The 17418-nt window shown below is 72.7% G+C and carries 17 protein-coding genes; 10 read left to right on the top strand and 7 right to left on the bottom strand.

Going from position 1 to position 17418, the window contains the following annotated elements:
* The first annotated feature begins 9 nt into the window (after positions 1-9).
* A complete protein-coding gene (locus CYJ76_RS03885) occupies positions 10-1281 on the top strand; it encodes a DUF3137 domain-containing protein (RefSeq protein ID WP_101849300.1) in 1272 nt (423 codons plus the stop codon).
* A gap of 16 nt (positions 1282-1297) precedes the next feature.
* On the opposite strand, the gene CYJ76_RS03880 is transcribed toward CYJ76_RS03885, so the two are convergent.
* Positions 1298-1945, bottom strand: coding sequence for a LysE family translocator (locus CYJ76_RS03880; RefSeq protein WP_101849299.1), 648 nt, complete (start codon positions 1943-1945; stop codon positions 1298-1300).
* Between the two features lie 111 nt (positions 1946-2056).
* Between CYJ76_RS03880 and CYJ76_RS03875 the strand changes: the two genes are divergently transcribed.
* Positions 2057-2521 carry an Lrp/AsnC family transcriptional regulator gene (locus CYJ76_RS03875; protein WP_101849298.1) on the top strand — a complete coding sequence of 155 codons (465 nt, stop codon included), beginning with the start codon at positions 2057-2059 and terminating at the stop codon, positions 2519-2521.
* Between the two features lie 62 nt (positions 2522-2583).
* Here the strand turns inward: CYJ76_RS03875 and CYJ76_RS03870 are convergent, their stop codons facing one another.
* A complete protein-coding gene (locus tag CYJ76_RS03870) occupies positions 2584-3321 on the bottom strand; it encodes a GAP family protein (RefSeq protein ID WP_101849297.1) in 738 nt (245 codons plus the stop codon).
* Positions 3322-3387: 66 nt separating this feature from the next.
* On the opposite strand from CYJ76_RS03870, the gene CYJ76_RS03865 reads away from it, so the two are divergent.
* The 5 genes from CYJ76_RS03865 to CYJ76_RS03840 all read left to right on the top strand — a co-directional run bounded on the left by CYJ76_RS03865 (position 3388) and on the right by CYJ76_RS03840 (position 8070).
* Entirely contained in the window at positions 3388-4008 is a 621-nt protein-coding gene (locus tag CYJ76_RS03865; protein WP_101849296.1) for a TetR/AcrR family transcriptional regulator, read from the top strand.
* 16 nt (positions 4009-4024) lie between these two features.
* Positions 4025-4846 (top strand): PIG-L deacetylase family protein, encoded by an 822-nt coding sequence (locus CYJ76_RS03860; protein WP_101849328.1) that lies wholly within the window; start codon positions 4025-4027, stop codon positions 4844-4846.
* Between the two features lie 512 nt (positions 4847-5358).
* Entirely contained in the window at positions 5359-5898 is a 540-nt protein-coding gene (locus CYJ76_RS03850) for a hypothetical protein (protein ID WP_101849295.1), read from the top strand.
* A 350-nt stretch (positions 5899-6248) separates the two neighbouring features.
* Positions 6249-6455 (top strand): hypothetical protein, encoded by a 207-nt coding sequence (locus CYJ76_RS12180; RefSeq protein ID WP_141494748.1) that lies wholly within the window; start codon positions 6249-6251, stop codon positions 6453-6455.
* A 40-nt stretch (positions 6456-6495) separates the two neighbouring features.
* Positions 6496-8070, top strand: a complete 1575-nt coding sequence (locus tag CYJ76_RS03840; protein WP_101849294.1) for a N5-glutamine methyltransferase family protein — start codon at positions 6496-6498, stop codon at positions 8068-8070.
* Positions 8071-8117: 47 nt separating this feature from the next.
* Here the strand turns inward: CYJ76_RS03840 and CYJ76_RS03835 are convergent, their stop codons facing one another.
* The 3 genes from CYJ76_RS03835 to CYJ76_RS12175 form a co-directional block, all read right to left on the bottom strand.
* The gene (locus CYJ76_RS03835) at positions 8118-8603 is read right to left on the bottom strand and encodes a hypothetical protein (RefSeq protein WP_070705475.1); all 486 of its coding nucleotides are present in this window, start codon (positions 8601-8603) and stop codon (positions 8118-8120) included.
* An 85-nt stretch (positions 8604-8688) separates the two neighbouring features.
* Positions 8689-9195, bottom strand: a complete 507-nt coding sequence (locus CYJ76_RS03830) for a matrixin family metalloprotease (protein WP_238138140.1) — start codon at positions 9193-9195, stop codon at positions 8689-8691.
* Positions 9196-9373: 178 nt separating this feature from the next.
* Entirely contained in the window at positions 9374-9586 is a 213-nt protein-coding gene (locus tag CYJ76_RS12175; RefSeq protein ID WP_141494751.1) for a hypothetical protein, read from the bottom strand.
* 218 nt (positions 9587-9804) lie between these two features.
* On the opposite strand from CYJ76_RS12175, the gene topA reads away from it, so the two are divergent.
* Positions 9805-12678, top strand: a complete 2874-nt coding sequence (topA, locus tag CYJ76_RS03825; protein WP_101849292.1) for a type I DNA topoisomerase — start codon at positions 9805-9807, stop codon at positions 12676-12678.
* Between the two features lie 255 nt (positions 12679-12933).
* Positions 12934-13737 carry a MerR family transcriptional regulator gene (locus CYJ76_RS03820; RefSeq protein ID WP_180802199.1) on the top strand — a complete coding sequence of 268 codons (804 nt, stop codon included), beginning with the start codon at positions 12934-12936 and terminating at the stop codon, positions 13735-13737.
* A gap of 3 nt (positions 13738-13740) precedes the next feature.
* On the opposite strand, the gene CYJ76_RS03815 is transcribed toward CYJ76_RS03820, so the two are convergent.
* The gene (locus CYJ76_RS03815; RefSeq protein WP_101849290.1) at positions 13741-14916 is read right to left on the bottom strand and encodes a trans-sulfuration enzyme family protein; all 1176 of its coding nucleotides are present in this window, start codon (positions 14914-14916) and stop codon (positions 13741-13743) included.
* A gap of 231 nt (positions 14917-15147) precedes the next feature.
* Here CYJ76_RS03815 and CYJ76_RS03810 point away from each other — a divergent pair, with 231 nt between their 5' ends.
* Positions 15148-16452: a polysaccharide deacetylase family protein gene (locus tag CYJ76_RS03810; RefSeq protein WP_070706176.1), complete on the top strand. Its 1305-nt coding sequence runs from the start codon at positions 15148-15150 to the stop codon at positions 16450-16452.
* A gap of 39 nt (positions 16453-16491) precedes the next feature.
* Here the strand turns inward: CYJ76_RS03810 and CYJ76_RS03805 are convergent, their stop codons facing one another.
* Positions 16492-17394, bottom strand: a complete 903-nt coding sequence (locus tag CYJ76_RS03805; protein WP_101849289.1) for a TPM domain-containing protein — start codon at positions 17392-17394, stop codon at positions 16492-16494.
* Positions 17395-17418: the final 24 nt, after the last annotated feature.

The raw sequence follows: 17418 nt of genomic DNA, 5'->3' as shown, positions 1-17418 counted from the left end.
AGGAGCACCGTGCGCCAACCCGACCCCGCCACCGTCGTCGACACCGCCGGGGTGGACCCCGAGGCCTTCCGGGAGGAGCGTGACCGCCTCGGCCGGTCGACCGCGCTGGTCAAGCGGTGGCTGCCCCTGGTGATGGTCCCGGTGATCGTGGTGCACCTGCTGGGGATACTCGGCGTGGTGCCCATGAGCACCTCGGTGCCCCTCTTCATCGCGGCCGTGGTGGCCCTGGTGGGTGCGGCGTTCCTGTTCAACGCGGTCCGGTCCCGCCGGGCACGGCCGTTCCGTGAGCGGGCCGATGCCGAGCTGGTGCAGCCGGTGCTGTCCTCCTGGGCGCGCGAGGTGGACCGCCTCCACGGCACCACCGGGGGCCACCTCCAGCTCGGGGCGGCCGACGAGCGGCTGCTCCGCGACGCCGGCATCGTGGACACCGGCGACTCCGTGCACTGCGGCGAGTCGGTCACCGGCGTGGTGGCCGGCAGGTCGCTCGCCGTGTGCGAGTACCGCATCACCGAGCAGCAGGGGTCGGGGGAGGACCGCGAGACCGTGCAGATCTTCCGGGGTCTCGTGGCCTGGCTGCCGCTGGCCCGCGCGGTCCGCGGCGAGGTGCGGGTCTCACCGCACTCGCGGGCGGGCTTCACCGGGGGCAGTCGCCTCCTCGGGGGCCGGGGCCTGGTGATGGAGAACCCCGCGTTCTCCGACTGGTTCCGTGTGGAGGCCACCGACCCCCAGCAGGCCTACTACCTGCTCACACCCACGGTGCAGCAGCACCTGGCGGCTCTGGCCCACCGCCACCAGGGTGACCTCGCCCTCCGGGCGGTGGACGGCCAGCTCTTCCTGGCGCTGGACCTGCAGCGCGACCTGTTCGACCTGGACCTGGACTCCCGGGCCGAGGTGCGCCAGGACCTGGAGCGCATCGCCGGCGAGCTCAACGACGTGCTGCAGGTGGCGGGCGTGGCCGGCGCGTGGCCGGAGGAGGTGGCCGGTGGCCAGGGCGCCCAGGAGGCGGCATCCGTCGGCTCCGCGCAGCCGATGACGGTCACCTCGGGCCTGTCGACCGAGCCGGAGGCCGTGGCGCCGCGTCGCCGTGGCGGGCTCTCCCGGCTGGGGGCCCTCATCCCGGTGGTGCTCTTCGCCGGGTGGGTCCTCTTCGTCTCCAGCGGGCGCGTGCCGGTCTTCAGCGACGAGGGTGGGTTCGCCCTGGGGCCCAAGGTCCTCATCGTGGTGGCCGGCGGGTTGGTCGTCCTGCAGCTCGCCCGACAGGCGCTGAGCTCGCGCCGCTGAGGGGGGACCGGCCGCCTCAGACGACGACGCCCCCGGCGCGGACGGCCTCCAGGAGGCGCTCGCCGAGCAGACCGATGCCCAGGGCGATCATGGCGATCCCGGCCAACCGGGTGGTGGCCTGGGCGGCACCGGGGCGGGAACCCAGCACGCGCCCCGCGGCCGAGCCGAGGGCGAGGTAGAACACCCCGCTGATGACCACGTGCACCAGGCCCAGGGCGGCCAGCTGTGCGGGGAGCGACCAGGACTGTGCCGGGTTGGTGAACTGGGGGAGGATCGACAGGAACAGCAGCATGGCCTTGGGGTTGAGGCCGCTCACGGCCATGCCGCGCGAGATGTAACCGAGGGGGCCGGTGGCCATCACCTGCCCCTCCGGTCCTGCGGGGCCCGTCGTGCTGCGCAGAGTGCGGGCGCCGAGCACGACGAGGTACCCGGCGCCGCCGACGGTGAGGGCGAGCAGGACCACCGGCGCCTCGGCGAGGAGGGGGCCCACCCCCACGGCCACGACGGCGGTGATCAGCACGTAGCCGAGCGCGAGGCCGCCCACGGCGGGGGCCACCACGCGGTCCCGCAGCGAGGCGCTGAGGACGTACGCCCAGTCCGGGCCGGGCACCGCGATGAGGGTCGACGTGATGGCCGCGAAGCCGAGCAGCAGTCCGATGTCCACGAGTGTCCTCCTCCGGTGCCCTCCAGTGGAGGGGGAGAGTAGGGAAAAACACCCGGAATGTGCTGCCCGCAATGACCTGGGTCGGCGTGTGTAGTGGAAGGATCACCCACCATGGACGCCCTTGACCGCAAGATCCTTGCCGAACTCCAGCAGGACGGTCGCCTGACCGTCACGGAGCTCGGCCAGCGGGTGGGGCTCACGGTCTCCCCGACGCACCGTCGGCTGAAGGACCTGGAGGCGTCCGGGGCCATCACCGGGTACCGGGCGACCGTGGATCCGCGGGCGCTCGGTCTCGGCTTCGAGGCCCTGGTCTTCGTCACCATGGGGCAGGAGGACCGGGCCACGCTGCTGGCCTTCGAGGCGGAGGTCGAGCAGATGCCCAACGTCCTGCAGGCCCAACGTCTCTTCGGTGACCCCGACTACCTGCTGCGGGTCCGCACCGAGGACCTCGACGCCTACGCGCGCCTGCAGGACGACGTGCTCTCCTCGCTGCCCGGGGTGCAGCGCCTCACCTCGACCCTGGTGCTCAAGACCTTCGTGGCCGACCGGCCGTACCCCACTGACCTGGATCGGTGAGGCACCCCGCCACGGGTCCACGCACGCGGCCGGTCGCTCGGGGTGGCTGGTGACCCGCGGCCTCAGGCCATGAGGTGCGCGGCCCCATTGAGGGCCAGCACCACGCCGATGATGCCCACCACCCAGGCCATCTCGGTGCCGGCCCGGCGGTCGAGCCAGCTGCCGATGCGCCCGAGCGGGCCGTCGGCCCGGCGACCGAGGGCCGTGCGCGCCGCCACCAGCAGCAGGCCGGGTGCCACCATCACCAGGCAGTAGGCGGCAAGGGTTCCCAGTCGGCCGACGGTGGGAAGGTCCGAGCCGAGCAGCATCCCGAGGGCGCCCAGGTAGGGCAGCATCGAGGCGGCCTCCACGAGCCCGGCGGCCAGGGCGATCCCCGCGACGGTGCGCGCCCCGGCATCGGGTCCGAGGGCGTGGCGCATCCACTCCTTGCTGCGGCGGGCGCGCTCGGCCCACGGGCCCGGGAGGGCGACGGTGCCGTCGAGCACGTAGCTGAGGCCCACCAGGGCGATGCCGCCGGCCACCCACGTGGCGGGGTGCCGGGTCCAGTCGGGCCAGCCGCCGAGGCTCGCGAGGGCCTGCTGGCCGCCGAGCAGGAGGGCCACGCCGAGCAGCCAGTAGAAGACGGCCATCACTGCCAGGTGGGCCACGACGCGGCCGCCGGCGCGGGGGTGGGCGAGCAGGGCGATCACGGGCAGCACGAGGGTGCCGAAGCTGGTGCTGTCGAGCAGGGCGAGCCCAGCGAGGGCCAGGTGGCTGCCGGCGTCCATCATCACTCCTTGGAAGTACAGGTGTGTTGCCATGCAGTCTGGGGTGGGGTCCGTGGCGTTGTCAACACACCTGTGTTGTTTCCGTGGCACGATGGGGCCATGCCCCGCCTCGCCGACCACGCCGCCCGCCGCGCCGCCCTGGCCGACGCCGTGTACGCGCTGGTCGCCCGCGAGGGGCTGCACGCCGCCTCGGTGCGCGCCGTCGCCGCGGAGGTGGGCTGGTCGCCCGGCGCGGTGCGGCACTACTTCTCCGCCCAGCACGAGCTGCTGGCGTTCGTCATGGCCGAGATGGGCGACCGCATCGGCGCACGGGTGGTGCAGCTGCGTGCCGAGCAGAGGCCCGGGCCCGAGCGCGCGCGGGCCACCCTCGAGCAGCTGCTCCCGCTGGACGACGAGCGGCGCCGGGAGGTGGCCACCTACCTGGAGTTCGTGGCGGGCGGGCGCACCGACGAGCGGTTGGCGCCGGCGGCCACCGACGCCTGGCGCGGCGAGCGGTGGATGGTGCGCCTGGCCCTGGCCGACGTGCTCGACCTGCCCGCCCCGCCCGACCCTGACACCGCCCTGCCCGCCACCGCCGAGGTGGAGGTGCCGGGCGTGCACGCGGTGGTCGACGGCCTCACGATTGCCGGCTTTCTGGTGCCGGGCGAGGTGGACGCCGCCGTGCAGCGCGACGTGCTGGCCCGCGCGCTGGAGGGAGTCGCCGCGCGGGCCGGTGCGTGAGGTGTCCCGTGGGACCATGGGGCGTGTGACCGCATCGAGCCAGAGCGCCCCGCTGACCGTCGTCTTCCTCCACGCCCACCCCGACGACGAGGCCTCCCAGACCTCCGGCACCATGCGCCTCCTGGCCGATGCCGGGCACCGCGTGGTGGTGGTCTACGGCACCAACGGCGACCACGGGGTGGCCCCCGGCGACCTGGCCCCCGGCGAGACCGTGGTGGACCGGCGCCGCGCCGAGGCCGAGGCGTCCGCGGAGGTGACCGGTGCGCAGGCCGTGCACTGGCTGGGCTACACCGACTCGGGCATGACCGGGTGGGAGCAGAACGCGCACGAGACCTCCTTCCACAGCGCCGACCCGGCCGTAGCGGCCCTGAAGCTGGCCGCGGTGCTCGACGCGGAGGACGCCGACGTGCTGGTGACCTACGACTGGCACGGCGGCTACGGCCACCCCGACCACGTGAAGGCCCACCGGGTGGCGCACCTGGCGGCCGACGCCGCCGAGCGCCGCCCGCGCCTGCTGGAGAGCACCATGAACCGCGACCGCATGCGGGCCGGTGCCGAGCGCGCCAAGGCGCTGGGGCTGGAGGCGATGGACCCCGACGCCCCGGCGGACGACGGCAACCCGTTCGGCGAGCCGGAGGCGTTCATCCACTGGGAGGTCGACGTGACCGACCAGCTGCCGGTGAAGCGCGCCGCGCTGGAGTGCCACGCCAGCCAGACCAGCGACGTGGGGTTCATGCTGGCGCTGCCCGAGGAGGCGTTCGCGGCGTGGTTCGGCACGGAGTTCTACATCGAGCCCGGGCGGGAGCCGGGCATGGTGGCCGCGCGCTGGTGGGAGTGAGCCGTCCGGCTCAGGGGGGACGGCGACGTCCGGTGCGGTGAGCCCGACGCCGGGCGTCACAGATGTGGGCGTTCGGTGACGAGGAGGTCCGCTGCCGGAGGGAGGCGTTGGGTCCCGCGTGCCCGGATGCGACGCAGGAGCTCCTGCCGGGCAGGGTGCTCGGAGACCCTTCCCGACTCACCCACGAGGTAGTCGTTGAGGGATAGGCCCCGGGTCGTGGCCCTCGCGATGAGGGTCTGTCTCAGCTGCTCGGGGACGCCGTGGAGCCGGATGGCGGGCATGCCAGTCACGGGTTCTCGGTGTGCGGGGCGTCGCTGGGCATGGCACTCATCATGCTCTGGCGCCGGATCCTGTTCCAGCGTGCGCGGTGTCGCATGCCGCCGTTGGTCACAACTTTCCCAAGATGCGCCTGAAGGGGTTGTCGGGTGTGGCAGGAGGGAGCAGGGTCTTTGCACATCCTCTCCCGTGCTTCACGAGGGCGCCGGCCCCGGCCGGGGGGGAAGGAGAATGCCATGAGGACCTTCATCGGCGTTACTACTGCCACCGCTGTGCTTGTTGCGGGCTTGGTGCCTGGCACTGCCTCTGCTGCGCACGTGCCCAGCGATGAGAAGCCCACGGGCTGTCCCACGACCTATGAGGTCGACACCTTCAACTTTCGGCCGGTCTGGAAGCCGGGCCCCGGAGAGCGTGTCAAGGGCCTGCTGGGGCAGACGATCACCATCACCGTGCACAAGGGAGATGCCGTCACCACGGGCCACAGCACATCGTCCGGCTCGAGCGCCGGTATCAACGCCCAGGTGCTGGCCTACGAGGCCAACCGGTCCCATGGGAGCGACATCGCTGTCGAGATGGTCAACCAGACCACGTTCTCGGTGTCCGACACTGTGCCCCGTGGCGTGAGGGGCGGCTGGATGCAGTGGGGGTCCTGGGGGCAGAAGTACTCCTGGCGCCGCATGGTCCAGGGCGGGGACTGCACGTGGCGGACCACCGGCTCCGGTACGGCCCACAGCCCGGTGCGTGACGAGGTGGGGGTGAACAGGTCGTGGAAGTGAAGCGGGTCGCGACGGCCGGTCTCGCGGCAAGTGCTCTCCTCGTGGCTGCTGCGTGTACTCAGGGGGATTCCCCGGAGGCTGCGAAGCAGGGTCAGGCACCCACCTCCAGCCAGGTGCCACCTTCGGCCGAGCAGCGTCCCTCGGAGACGGCTGGCGCCCGATCCCCTGGGCGAAGTTCGTCCGAGGGGACCAGCCAGCCGCCCTCCACGACTCCGGGCGAGCAGGTCCGCCCCCGCCAGCTCGAGGCCCTGGTTCGTGAGGATGCGGAGCAGTCCTCGTCCGTGGTGTCGGTCGGACGGTCCTTCTCCGGGGCAGGGCCACGCACGATCCGTCTCGAGAACGGGGACGGGGTGCAGATCGACTGCGTCGGTACGGGACAGATGGTGCTCCGTTCCGGTGGACGGGAGGTCGGGGCGATGCAGTGCGCGGACGAACTGGTCACGGCACCGCGCACGGGGTACGGCATCTCCGGGCAGGAGTTCGAGGGTCGGCCAACGGTGTCGGTGCAGGTCGCCGAGGGAACCGTCTGGGCCCTGGCCGTGACGACGGCGTCCTGAGCGAGGCGGTGGCAGGCGGCCGGGCTGGCACGATGACGCCGTGAGCACCTCGCAGACCGGCCCCGTCTCCAGCCCCACCCGCCAGCCCGTCCCGCCGCCGCGCCTGGTGGCCGACGACGGCACGGACCTGCGCCCGCTGGTGGCCCGGCTCCGCGACGACCTGACCGCGGCCGGCTACACCATCGAGGGAATCCGCGCGTGCCTCGGCGAGGTGGCCAGCGACGCCCTGGAGCGCGAGCAGCCGCTGCCCGCCGACCTCGCCACGCGCGGTCGCCGGGAGCCCGTCGCCCTGCTCACCCGCCTGCTCGGCCTGGGCCTGCCGCTCAGCGCCGACGAGGCCGCCCTCGCCCTGCCCACGCTGGGGCTGGAGGGGGCGCTCGCCCTGGGAGTGCTGTGCACCGAGGGCGATGCGGTGCTGCCCGCCATCGACCTGCGCCCGCACGCCACCGAGCGCCACGCCTGGTGGGTGGCCTCGGACCTGCCCGAGATGCTCGCCGGTGGTGGCCCGCTGCCGACCGACCACGTGCTCGGCATCGGCGGCGCGAGTGGCACCCTGGCCGCGTGGACGCCCCGTCCGCAGGTGGGCCGCGCCCTGGACCTGGGCACCGGCTGCGGCGTGCAGGCCCTGCTGCTGGGCCCCCATGCCGAGCAGGTGGTGGCCACCGACATCTCCGAACGGGCCCTGGCGTTCGCGCGGTTCACCTGCGCGCTCAACGAGGTGGATCTCGACCTGCGCCTCGGGTCGCTCACCGAGCCCGTGGCCGACGAGCAGTTCGACCTGGTGGTGAGCAACCCGCCGTTCGTCATCACCCCGCGTACTGATGGTGTGCCGGTCTACGAGTACCGCGACGGCGGCGGCGAGGGCGACGGCATCACCACCGGGTTGATCGGTGACGTGGCGGACCGCCTGGCGCCCGGCGGCATCGCCACGATGCTGGGCAACTGGGAGGTGCGCGAGGGGCAGGGCTGGCGCGACCGGCTGCGCCCTGTGCTCGAGGCGGCAGGTGTGGATGCGTGGGTGGTGCTGCGCGAGGTGCAGGACCCGGCCCAGTACGCCGAGACCTGGGCCCGCGACGGCGGCCACACGCCGGGTACGGAGGAGTACGAGGCGATGTACACCGCGTGGCTGGAGGACTTCGCGGCCCGCGGCACGGCGGAGATCGGGTTCGGCGTCATCGTGCTGCACCGGCCCGAGACCGACCGCGCGCCGTGGATCGACCTCACCGAGGCGCGCGGCACCACCGGCCCGGCGATGGGGGAGGTGGTGCTGGCCGGCGTGCGCGCCCGCACCTGGCTGGCCGAGCACACGCGCGACGAGCTGCTGGACGCGCACTGGCAGTACGCGCCGGACGTGACCGTGGAGCACCACTTCGCCCACCCCGGCGACCCGGACCCGCAGGTGGTGCTCATCCGCCAGGGCAGCGGGCTACGGCGGGCGTTCCAGGTCTCCTCCGAGGTGGCCGGCCTGGTGGGGGTGTGCGACGGCGACCTCACGCTGCGGCAGGGCATCGCCGGCATCGCGGTACTCACGGACGCCGATGCCGGGCTGCTCACCGAGCAGGTGGCCCCGGTGATCCGCGACATGGTGGCCGACGGGCTGCTCGTCCTCGCCTGAGAGGGCTGTGCCCGACCTGACCGCGTGCCCTTGTGGCGGCGGTGCGGTCACTCCGGGGCGGTGAGTTCCTGGGCCTGTTTCTCGGTGATGTCGAGCTCCGGGATGGGGGCGCCGTCCTGGGTGGCGATGTTCTTCGGGGCGCCGGATCCGACATCCCAGATGCCCTCGTCGAAGGTGATCACGTACTCGTCATCAACCTCCTGCGGGCCCTGGAAGTCTTGCAGCGCCAGAAGGTAGGGCTTGCCCCGCTCCATGAGGCGCGGCATGTTCTCCGGGGCCGGATTGCCGAAGTCCGTTTGGCGCACGTGGATGGTCGTGCCCCGGAGGGTGGGGTCGGAGCTGCGCTGGACCCTCATCTCGGCGCGGACGAAGTCGACACCGTTGACGGACAGGTCCTCGGTGGAGGTCACCGTGGCCTGCACGACGGCGTCCGACTCCGTGAGCAGGTCGGCGAGGCTCTCCGCGGAATCGACCTTGCTGACCGCGACGTTTCCCTCTCCACTGGAGGCGGGTGGGGACGTCTCGGCCGCCATGCCGCCGGACTCCTGTGCGTCGTTGCACCCAGCCAGGGACAGAGCGATGGCGGTGGCAGCAGCGACGGCCGTCCAAGGACGTGTGTCAGTAGAGCGCATTGATACCCCTCCGGTCGTCGGTGGTGAGCTTCACGAGGCCGCAGGCGGAGCGCTTTGCTGTGTTGTCGACCATGATGACGCACCCAGTCTCGTGATCGAGCCCGACGGTGTGGCCGATCTCGTGGGCCGCCAAGGCCTGCTTCTTGGTGTTCGAGTAGGACCGGGTGTGGTCCCGGTTCGTGTAGGCCACCGCAGAGGTGGTGCAGTTGAACCACTTCGCGTACCCGTCCCACGAGGTGGTCCCATAGTTCTTTGTATAGAGATTGACCGTCGTCTCGATGCCTGCTCGGGCGGGTTGGAAGTCCACGTCGGTGGAGGCCACGTCCACGAGCGCCGAACGCCATGCTTGCTCGTCGGCCGAACTCACAGAATCCACGTGCCAGCGGTAGTCGGTGCGAAAAGAACAGCCTGTGTGTTCGTAGGCGGAGGCGGAATTGGTGGTGGGGGGCGGTGTCACACTCACGCTGCCCGCAGCGATGGCAACTGCGAGCATGCCTCTCATGCCTCTCATGCCTCTCATGCCTCTGGAGTGAACCGCGTCTCGCGAGTGAAACACGTCACACGGGGGAGCGCAAGGCTGTGGTGGGGTTCGACCAGGCGTCCGCGTCCAGTCGAGTGGTCACCTCAGCCCGAGGGGGCGGGGTGATGCCCGGGGCCACAGATGACCGTCTTCAGTCCGGAGGTCCGCCGTTTGGGCCGGATCTCCGGACCGCAGCCGGTCGTGTGCGCCAGTGGCCGGCGCGCGGGTCGACCTCGTGCAGCAGGGTGCGGTGCATCCGCAGGATGGCGGCGGCGTCCGGGACGTCCTCGGTGTCGGTGGCCTGCACCAGCGCTGTGGTGTTGTGTGCGATCTCCGTGGCGTTGCGCCGCGAGGTGTCGCCCACCTCGGCCGAGATGATCGCCTACGTGTTGGCGGTCAGGTGCTGAATGCGGGACGACGCGGCGACCTCGTAGGCGTCCCGGCCCTCGCGCGTGGTGCCCCTGGGCCGGTCCCGGGCCTGCCACTACTACCCCCGGTCGTGGGCTACGGTGGCCGCCGTCGACCCCGGCGCCGCAGAGCGCTGACGATTCCAGCGCACGCCCGGTCGGCAGAAGGAGTCGCATGTCCCCGGCAGCCAAGGGCAGCAAGCTCGTCATCGTCGAGTCGCCCACCAAGGTCAAGTCCATCGGCCAGTACCTGGGAGACGAGTACCGCGTGGAGGCCAGTGTCGGTCACATCCGCGACCTGCCGACGCCCAGCGAGCTCCCCGCGGACATGAAGAAGGGCCCCTACGGCAAGTTCGCCGTGGACGTGGACAACGGCTTCGACCCCTTCTACGTGGTCGACCCGGACAAGAAGAAGAAGGTCACCGAGCTGCGCAAGGCCCTCAAGGAGGCCGACGAGCTCTACCTCGCCACCGACGAGGACCGGGAGGGCGAGGCCATCGCCTGGCACCTGCTGCAGGCGCTCAAGCCCAAGGTGCCCGTGAAGCGCATGGTCTTCCACGAGATCACCAAGGAAGCCATCCAGGCCGCGGTGAACAACACCCGCGACCTGGATGACCGCATGGTCGACGCCCAGGAGTCTCGCCGCATCCTCGACCGCCTCTACGGCTACGAGGTCTCTCCGGTGCTGTGGCGCAAGGTCAAGCAGGGCCTGTCGGCCGGTCGCGTGCAGTCCGTGGCCACCCGCCTGGTGGTGGAGCGCGAGCGCGCCCGCATGGCCTTCAAGATCGCCTCCTACTGGGACGTCGAGGCCGACCTCGCCCCCGCCGGCGACCGCCAGTTCACCGCGCGTCTCACCAGCCTCGACGGCACCCGCGTGGCCACCGGCCGCGACTTCACCGATGCCGGGCAGCTCAAGTCCGGCACGCAGGTGACCCACCTGCAGCAGGCCGATGCCGAGGCCGTCGCCACCGGCATCGAGGCCGCGGACGTGAGCGTCAGCGACGTCAGCGAGAAGCCGTACACCCGCAGGCCCGCGGCGCCGTTCATCACCTCCACGCTGCAGCAGGAGGCCAGCCGCAAGCTGCGCCTGGGCTCCAAGGACGCCATGCGCGTGGCGCAGCGCCTGTACGAGAACGGCTACATCACCTACATGCGTACCGACTCGACCACGCTGTCGCAGTCGGCCATCACCGCCGCCCGCCAGCAGGCCCGCGACCTGTACGGTGCCGAGTACGTGCCGGACTCCCCGCGCGTGTACGGCAAGAAGGCCAAGGGCGCGCAGGAGGCCCACGAGGCCATCCGCCCGGCCGGTGACACCTTCCGCACCCCGGCCCAGGTGGCCGGCGAGCTGCGCGGCAGCGAGTACGCCATGTACGAGCTCATCTGGAAGCGCACGGTCGCCTCGCAGATGGCCGACGCCAAGGGCTCCACGGCCACCGTGCGCATCGCCGCGCCGCTGGCCGGAGTGCAGGTGGGCGGCGAGGCCGTGAGGGCCGCCGAGCTCACCGCATCGGGCACGGTCATCACCTTCCGGGGCTTCCTCGCGGCCTACGAGGAGGGCCGCGACGCCGAGCGCTACGGCGCCACCCCCGCCGAGGGGGGCAAGGGCAAGGAGTCGCGCCTGCCGCAGCTCTCGGCCGGGCAGGCGCTGCAGGCCTCCCGCGTGGAGGCGCTGGGCCACGAGACCTCTCCGCCGCCGCGCTACACCGAGGCCACCCTGGTGAAGGCGCTGGAGGAGAAGGGCATCGGCCGCCCGTCCACCTACGCCGCGACGGTCGGCACCATCCAGGACCGCGGCTACGTGCGCACGCAGGGCAGCGCGCTGGTGCCCACCTGGCTGGCGTTCGCCGTGACCACCCTGCTGGAGAAGCACTTCCCGACGCTGGTGGACTACGACTTCACCGCCTCGATGGAGGAGGGGCTGGACCGCATCGCCGCCGGCGAGGAGGACCGGGTGGCGTGGCTCCAGCGCTTCTACTTCGGCGACGAGGCCACCGACGCGGCCGGGCTGCGGGCGCTTGTCGAGGACCTCGGGGAGATCGACGCCAAGGGTGTGTCCACCATCGAGATCGGTGACGGCATCGTCGTGCGCGTGGGCCGCTACGGCCCGTACGTCGAGGAGGTCGCGCCGGCCGGCACCGACCCGGCCACCGGTGAGGTGCCCGAGGGGGCCGAGGTCGTGTCCCGGGCCGGCTCCGGATCCGCTGCCGACGGCGAGGAGGCCAAGCCGCTGCGCGCGAGCATCCCCGACGACATCGCGCCGGACGAGCTGACGCCCGAGATGGCGCGGCAGTACCTCTCCGAGGCGGCCTCCGACGGGCGGGTGCTCGGGCAGGACCCGGAGACGGGTCGCGACGTGGTGGCCAAGACGGGCCGCTACGGGCCCTACGTCATGGAGGTCTTCACCGACGAGGACGTCGCCCGGTTCGAGGCCGAGGGCAAGAAGACCACCGGCACGGGCAAGGACGTCGTCAAGCCGCGCACCGGCTCGCTGCTGCAGGGCATGGACGTGCGGACCGTGACCATCGAGGACGCGCTGAAGATCCTGTCGCTGCCGCGCGTGGTGGGCGCCGACCCGGAGACGGGCACGGAGATCACCGCGCAGAACGGGCGCTACGGGCCGTACCTCAAGAAGGGCACGGACTCGCGCTCGCTGGCCAGCGAGGAGCAGATCTTCACCGTCACCCTCGAGGAGGCGCTGAGGATCTACGCCGAGCCCAAGCGGCGCGGGCGCTCGGCGGCCAACCCGCCGCTCGCGGAGTTCGCCGAGGACCCGGTCTCGGGCAAGAAGGTCGTCATCAAGGACGGGCGCTTCGGGCCGTACATCACCGACGGCGAGACGAACGTCACCGTGCCGCGTTCCATGCGGCCGGAGGACGTCTCGGAGCTGCAGGCCTTCGAGCTGCTCGCGCAGAAGCGTGCCGAGGGGCCGAAGAAGAAGCCGGTGCGCAAGGCGGCGTCCAAGTCGTCCGGGAAGTCGACCGCGCGCAAGAAGCCGGCCTCCACCACCACCCGCACCGTGAAGGCAGGCACCCGCAAGAAGTCCTGACCGGCCGGGCGGGCTCCCTGCCCGCATCCGCCCCGCTAGTCCGGCTTCCCACACGGGAAGGCTCGCCGGGCACGGGAAAGGTGCTGGCCGCACGGGAAATTTCCTGTGCAGCCGGCACCTTTCCCGTGCGGCGGGCGGTTTCCCGTGCCGCCCCGCGCCCCGCCGCCGGGACGGGTGGCCTGCCGCCACCTCCGGACTGACCCTCGCCGGTCCACACTTGACCCTGACGCGACGTGAGGCGGTGCAGTGGTGGCCATGACCGATTCCGACGACCTGACGGTCGGCCAGGTGGCCGAGCACCTCGGCGTGACGGTGCGCACCCTGCACCACTACGACCAGGTGGGCCTCGCCGGTGCCTCGCACCGGTCGTGGTCCGGCTACCGGCTGTACACGGCCGATGACGTGGCCCGCCTCGAGCGGGTCGTGTTCCTGCGGCGCCTGGGCCTCTCCCTGGAGGAGATCGCGCAGGTGGCCGACGGGGGCGGCGTCGCCGACCGGCTGCGGGAGCGTCGCGAGGCGGTCATCCGACAGGTCGAGCAGCTGACCGGGTTGCTCGACGCCATCGACACGGCACTGGAGGCCGAGATGAACACCCACCCGCAGGAGACCGAGAACCACGGCTACCGCATCAGCCGGGCCGAGCAGCGCGAGATCTTCGGCGACTCCTTCGCCGACAACCTGGACGACTACCAGGCCGAGTCCGAGCGGCGCTGGGGCGACAGCCCGCAGTGGGCCGAGTCCCAGCAGCGCACGCGGCGCTACGAGAAGGCCGACTGGGAGGCCATCAAGACCGAGGCCGATCAGCTGCTGGCCGACCTCGCCTCGGTGATGCGGGCCGGTGAGCCCGCCACCTCGCAGCGCGCCATGGGCGCCGCCGAGGCCCACCGCCAGCACATCACGCGCTGGTTCTACGAGTGCACCCCGCAGATTCACCGCGGCCTGGGCGAGCTGTACGTCAGCGACCCGCGCTTCCGGCAGACCTACGAGGACGTGGCCGAGGGCCTGGCGGCGTACGCCAGGGACGCGCACACCGCCAACGCCGACCGGCTGGAGGCGTGAGCCTCAGGCCTGCGCCAGCGCCTGCTCCAGGTCGGCGATGATCGCGCCGGCCGACTCGAGCCCGACCGACAGCCGCAGCACGTCGGCTGCCGGTCGGGCGTCGGCCGGGACGGGGCGGTGCGTCAGGGCGGCCGGGTGCTGGATGAGCGTGTCCACCCCGCCCAGGCTCACGGCGTGCACGATCATCCGGCAGGCCTGCGCCACCGTCGAGGCGGCGGCGTACCCACCGGCCAGGCGGAAGGCGATCATCGAACCCGGGCCGCGCATCTGCCGGGCCACCAGCTCGGCATCGGCACCGGTGGCCAGGCCCGGGTAGAGCACCTCGGCCACCTGGGGCTGCCCGGCCAGCCACGCGGCCACCTCCTGCGCGGTGCGGGTCGCCGCCTCCACACGCACCGGCAGCGTCTGCAGCCCGCGGTGCGCCGTGTAGGCCACCTGCGGGGCCAGCAGCCCGCCGGTCACTGCGCGCACCTGGCGCAGGCGGACCGCCCACTCGGACGTGCACGCCACGGCTCCGCCCAGCAGGTCGCCGTGGCCGCCGATGGCCTTGGTGAGCGAGTGCAGCACCAGGGTCACGCCGTGGTCGGCGGGGTTCTGCAGCACCGGGGTGGCAAAGGTGTTGTCCACCAGCACCGGCACGTCGCCGGCGGCGGCCACCACGGCCTGCAGGTCCACCAGGTCGAGCGTGGGGTTGCCGGGCGTCTCGCAGATCACCAGCCCGGTGCGGTCGGTGACGGCCTCGGCCACCTCGTGCGGCTCGGCCCAGGTCACCTCGGTGCCCAGCAGGCCGGTGCCCAGGACGTGGTCGGTGCCGCCGTAGAGCGGCCGCACGGCCACCACGTGGGGCGTGCCAGCGGCCACGCAGGCCAGCAGCGAGGCGCTCACCGCGGCCATGCCGGAGGCGAAGGCCACCGCCTCGTCGGTGTGCTCGAGCTCGGCCAGGGCGTCCTCGAAGCGCGCCACGGTGGGATTCCACAGGCGCTGGTAGACCAGCGAGTGCCCCTCGCCGGGGCGCCCGCCGCCGGCGAGCTGCTCGTAGGCCTCGCCGCCGTGCTCCACGTCGGGCAGGGGGGAGGTGCTGGAGAGGTCGATGGGGGCGGCGTGCACCCCGAGCGCGGTCAGGTCGTGGCGACCGGCGTGCACGGCGACGGTGCGGGTGTCCGGGGTGGGCGTGCTCATGGGGGGTCCTTCCGAGCGGTGGGCGGCCTGCGCCGTGGTCTGTGTGCTACATCACAGTAGAGGTGTCCCGATGGGGGATTCCGGCGGGTCCCTCCGCTCTCCGGCGGGCGCGCCCTCGGTCACCTGGTGGGCGCACGGGGGATCCCCCCGTGGGCGGACATCCCGGCCCCGACCCCTTTCCTACGGTGCAGGGGCAAGGGGACCGACGAGCGCAAGGTGCAGGAAAGACCGATGGTGGGACGACTCGGCCGGGGTGCCGTGATGATGGTGGGACTCGCGACGGTGCTGGGGGCCTGCTCGGGCCAGCCCAGCGAGGAGGGGAGCGGGGGCTCGGCACCGGCCGATGCCGTCGGCACCCCCGCGGGCGGGACGACGGACGAGCCGTCGGGTGGTTCGGGCGACTCGAGCGACCCGGGCGCAGCCCCGTCCGGCAGCGCCGGCGAGGGGTCCGGCGGGAGCGGCGACGCCACCGGTGACCCGAGCAGCAGCGGCGACGACACGCACGGTGAGGCTCCCTCGCCCTCCAAGGCCCCCTCCGACCTGGCCCGCAAGGTGCCGGCCGGCGAGAAGCCGCCGCAGTTCGTGGTGATCTCCTGGGACGGCGCCGGGGAGACACCGCGCGAGAAGGGCGTCTCGCGCTTCCGCACCGCGGCGGACGAGTCCGACGCGCACATGACCTTCTTCCTCAGCGGCCCGTTCCTGGCCACCGGCGAGGAGGTGGCCGAGACCTACCGGCCGCCGATGCACCCCAAGGGCATGCAGCACATCCGGCCGCGCACGGCCCAGATGGTGCGGGAGACGACCCGTGAGCTCGCCGCCGCCATCGAGGCCGGCCACGAGCTCGGCACCCACTACAACGGCCACTTCTGCGGCCCCCAGGGCGGCGCCGACTGGTCGGTGGCCCAGTGGCACCAGGAGATGGACGAGTGGTACCGCTTCGTGGAGCGGTGGGAGGGCAAGACGCCCCTCAAGGGCGGCACGGCGCTGCCCAAGGGCATCGCCCGCAAGGTCCAAGGCGGACGCACCCCCTGCCTGGAGGGGCCGGAGAACGCGCAGAAGGCCGCGGCCGAGGACGGGTGGACCTACGACTCCTCCACCGTGGGTGCCGTGACCTGGCCGGAGAAGGCCAACGGCGTGTGGAACTTCCCGATCCCGTCGGTGCAGGTCCACGGCAGCGACGCCATGGGGCGCCGCTCGGTGCTGGCCATGGACTACAACTGGCTGTCGGCCTTCAACACCTGGGCGCCGGAGGTGTCCAAGGCCGAGCGCGGCCGGGTCATGGAGAAGACCTACGAGCACGAGCTCGAGCAGGCCCTGGAGGGCAACCGGGCGCCCCTGGTCCTGGGCAACCACCTGGCCGCCTGGGACGACGGCACCTATCTGGACGCCATGGAGCGCTTCACCCGCGAGCAGTGCCCCCGCGAGGAGGTGCACTGCGTGTCCTTCGCCGAGCTGGTGGAGTTCCTCGACGCGCAGGACCCCCAGCGTCTGGCGGCCTGGCGCACGGTGCCGCCGGGAGGCCGCGGCCGCTGGTGACCCGGGTCGGCCCGGTGGCCCCGGGCCGCGGCGCTTGGCTCAGTAGCTGCCGCTGGCCCCGCCACCGCTGAACCCGCTGCCCCCGCCGAACGAGCTCGTGCTGGAGCCGCTCGTGGGCTCGGGGGCACCCATGCTCGTGGGGTTGGCCGCGTACAACGGCAGCCACGCGCCGTAGCTGAACGCGGCACCGTTGGGCAGCGGGTCGGTGCCGTGCTCGCGGCGGTAGCGGTCGAACGCCGCGAACTCCTCGTCGTCCGGCTCGGGCAGCTCCGGGTCGGCCGCGCGGGCCTCGCGCACCAGCCGGCGGGTGAGCTCCTTCTCGCGGTCGTCCTCGGCCTTGACGCGGCGGTAGGAGCGCACGCCCAGCGTGCCGAGCACCAGGGCGAGCACCCCGCCGCCGATGCCGGCTGCCCACGCCACGGCCTTCTCGGCCGGCGTCCACGCGAACGGTTCCTCGCCCCGGGCCAGCTCGTAGAGCGTGTCCACGCCCTCGGTGTGCCCCTTCGCGAAGTCCTCGTCACCGAAGGCGTCGGTCATGCGGTCCACCACCTTCTCGGCGTCCCCGTCGTCGATGCGCTGCCGGGCGCCGTCGGCCACCTCCAGGCGCACCTCGCGGTCGCCCTCGGAGTGCAGCACCAGCACGCCGTTGTCCTTGCCGGCGTCGCCCACGCCCCACTCGGTGGCCACGCGGCGCGAGAAGTCCTCCAGACCCTCGCCCTCCAGGGACTCCACGGTGAGCACGGCCACGCGCGCAGAGTCCGTGGAGCGGTTCCCCGCGTCGATGCGGGCGTTCAGCGCGCGCTCCTCCTCGTCGGTGAGCAGGTCGGCGTGGTCGGCCACGTTGCCCGACTCCGGCGGGGCCGGCACGTCGAGGGCGGCGGCGGGGGACGCCACCACCATCGGGGCGGCCAGGGCGAGCAGCAGGGCGGGGTGTCGGCGCATGCCCGCACGGTAGGAGTGATCCGC

Origin of the sequence: Kytococcus schroeteri (assembly GCF_002847825.1) — a bacterium.
Taxonomy (GTDB): domain Bacteria; phylum Actinomycetota; class Actinomycetes; order Actinomycetales; family Dermatophilaceae; genus Kytococcus; species Kytococcus schroeteri.
This window is presented reverse-complemented; position numbering and strand designations above follow the sequence as displayed.

Bases quoted from the DNA above. Each gene is read 5' to 3' on its own strand.
- CYJ76_RS03875 (WP_101849298.1), top strand. From the start codon at position 2,057: ATGGACGCCCTTGACCGCAAGATCCTTGCCGAACTCCAGCAGGACGGT.
- CYJ76_RS03870 (WP_101849297.1), bottom strand. From the start codon at position 3,321: ATGGCAACACACCTGTACTTCCAAGGAGTGATGATGGACGCCGGCAGC.
- CYJ76_RS03865 (WP_101849296.1), top strand. From the start codon at position 3,388: ATGCCCCGCCTCGCCGACCACGCCGCCCGCCGCGCCGCCCTGGCCGAC.
- CYJ76_RS03860 (WP_101849328.1), top strand. From the start codon at position 4,025: ATGGGGCGTGTGACCGCATCGAGCCAGAGCGCCCCGCTGACCGTCGTC.
- CYJ76_RS03850 (WP_101849295.1), top strand. From the start codon at position 5,359: ATGAGGACCTTCATCGGCGTTACTACTGCCACCGCTGTGCTTGTTGCG.
- CYJ76_RS03835 (WP_070705475.1), bottom strand. From the start codon at position 8,603: ATGGCGGCCGAGACGTCCCCACCCGCCTCCAGTGGAGAGGGAAACGTC.
- CYJ76_RS03830 (WP_238138140.1), bottom strand. From the start codon at position 9,195: ATGCTCGCAGTTGCCATCGCTGCGGGCAGCGTGAGTGTGACACCGCCC.
- topA (WP_101849292.1), top strand. From the start codon at position 9,805: ATGTCCCCGGCAGCCAAGGGCAGCAAGCTCGTCATCGTCGAGTCGCCC.
- CYJ76_RS03820 (WP_180802199.1), top strand. From the start codon at position 12,934: ATGACCGATTCCGACGACCTGACGGTCGGCCAGGTGGCCGAGCACCTC.
- CYJ76_RS03815 (WP_101849290.1), bottom strand. From the start codon at position 14,916: ATGAGCACGCCCACCCCGGACACCCGCACCGTCGCCGTGCACGCCGGT.
- CYJ76_RS03810 (WP_070706176.1), top strand. From the start codon at position 15,148: ATGGTGGGACGACTCGGCCGGGGTGCCGTGATGATGGTGGGACTCGCG.
- CYJ76_RS03805 (WP_101849289.1), bottom strand. From the start codon at position 17,394: ATGCGCCGACACCCCGCCCTGCTGCTCGCCCTGGCCGCCCCGATGGTG.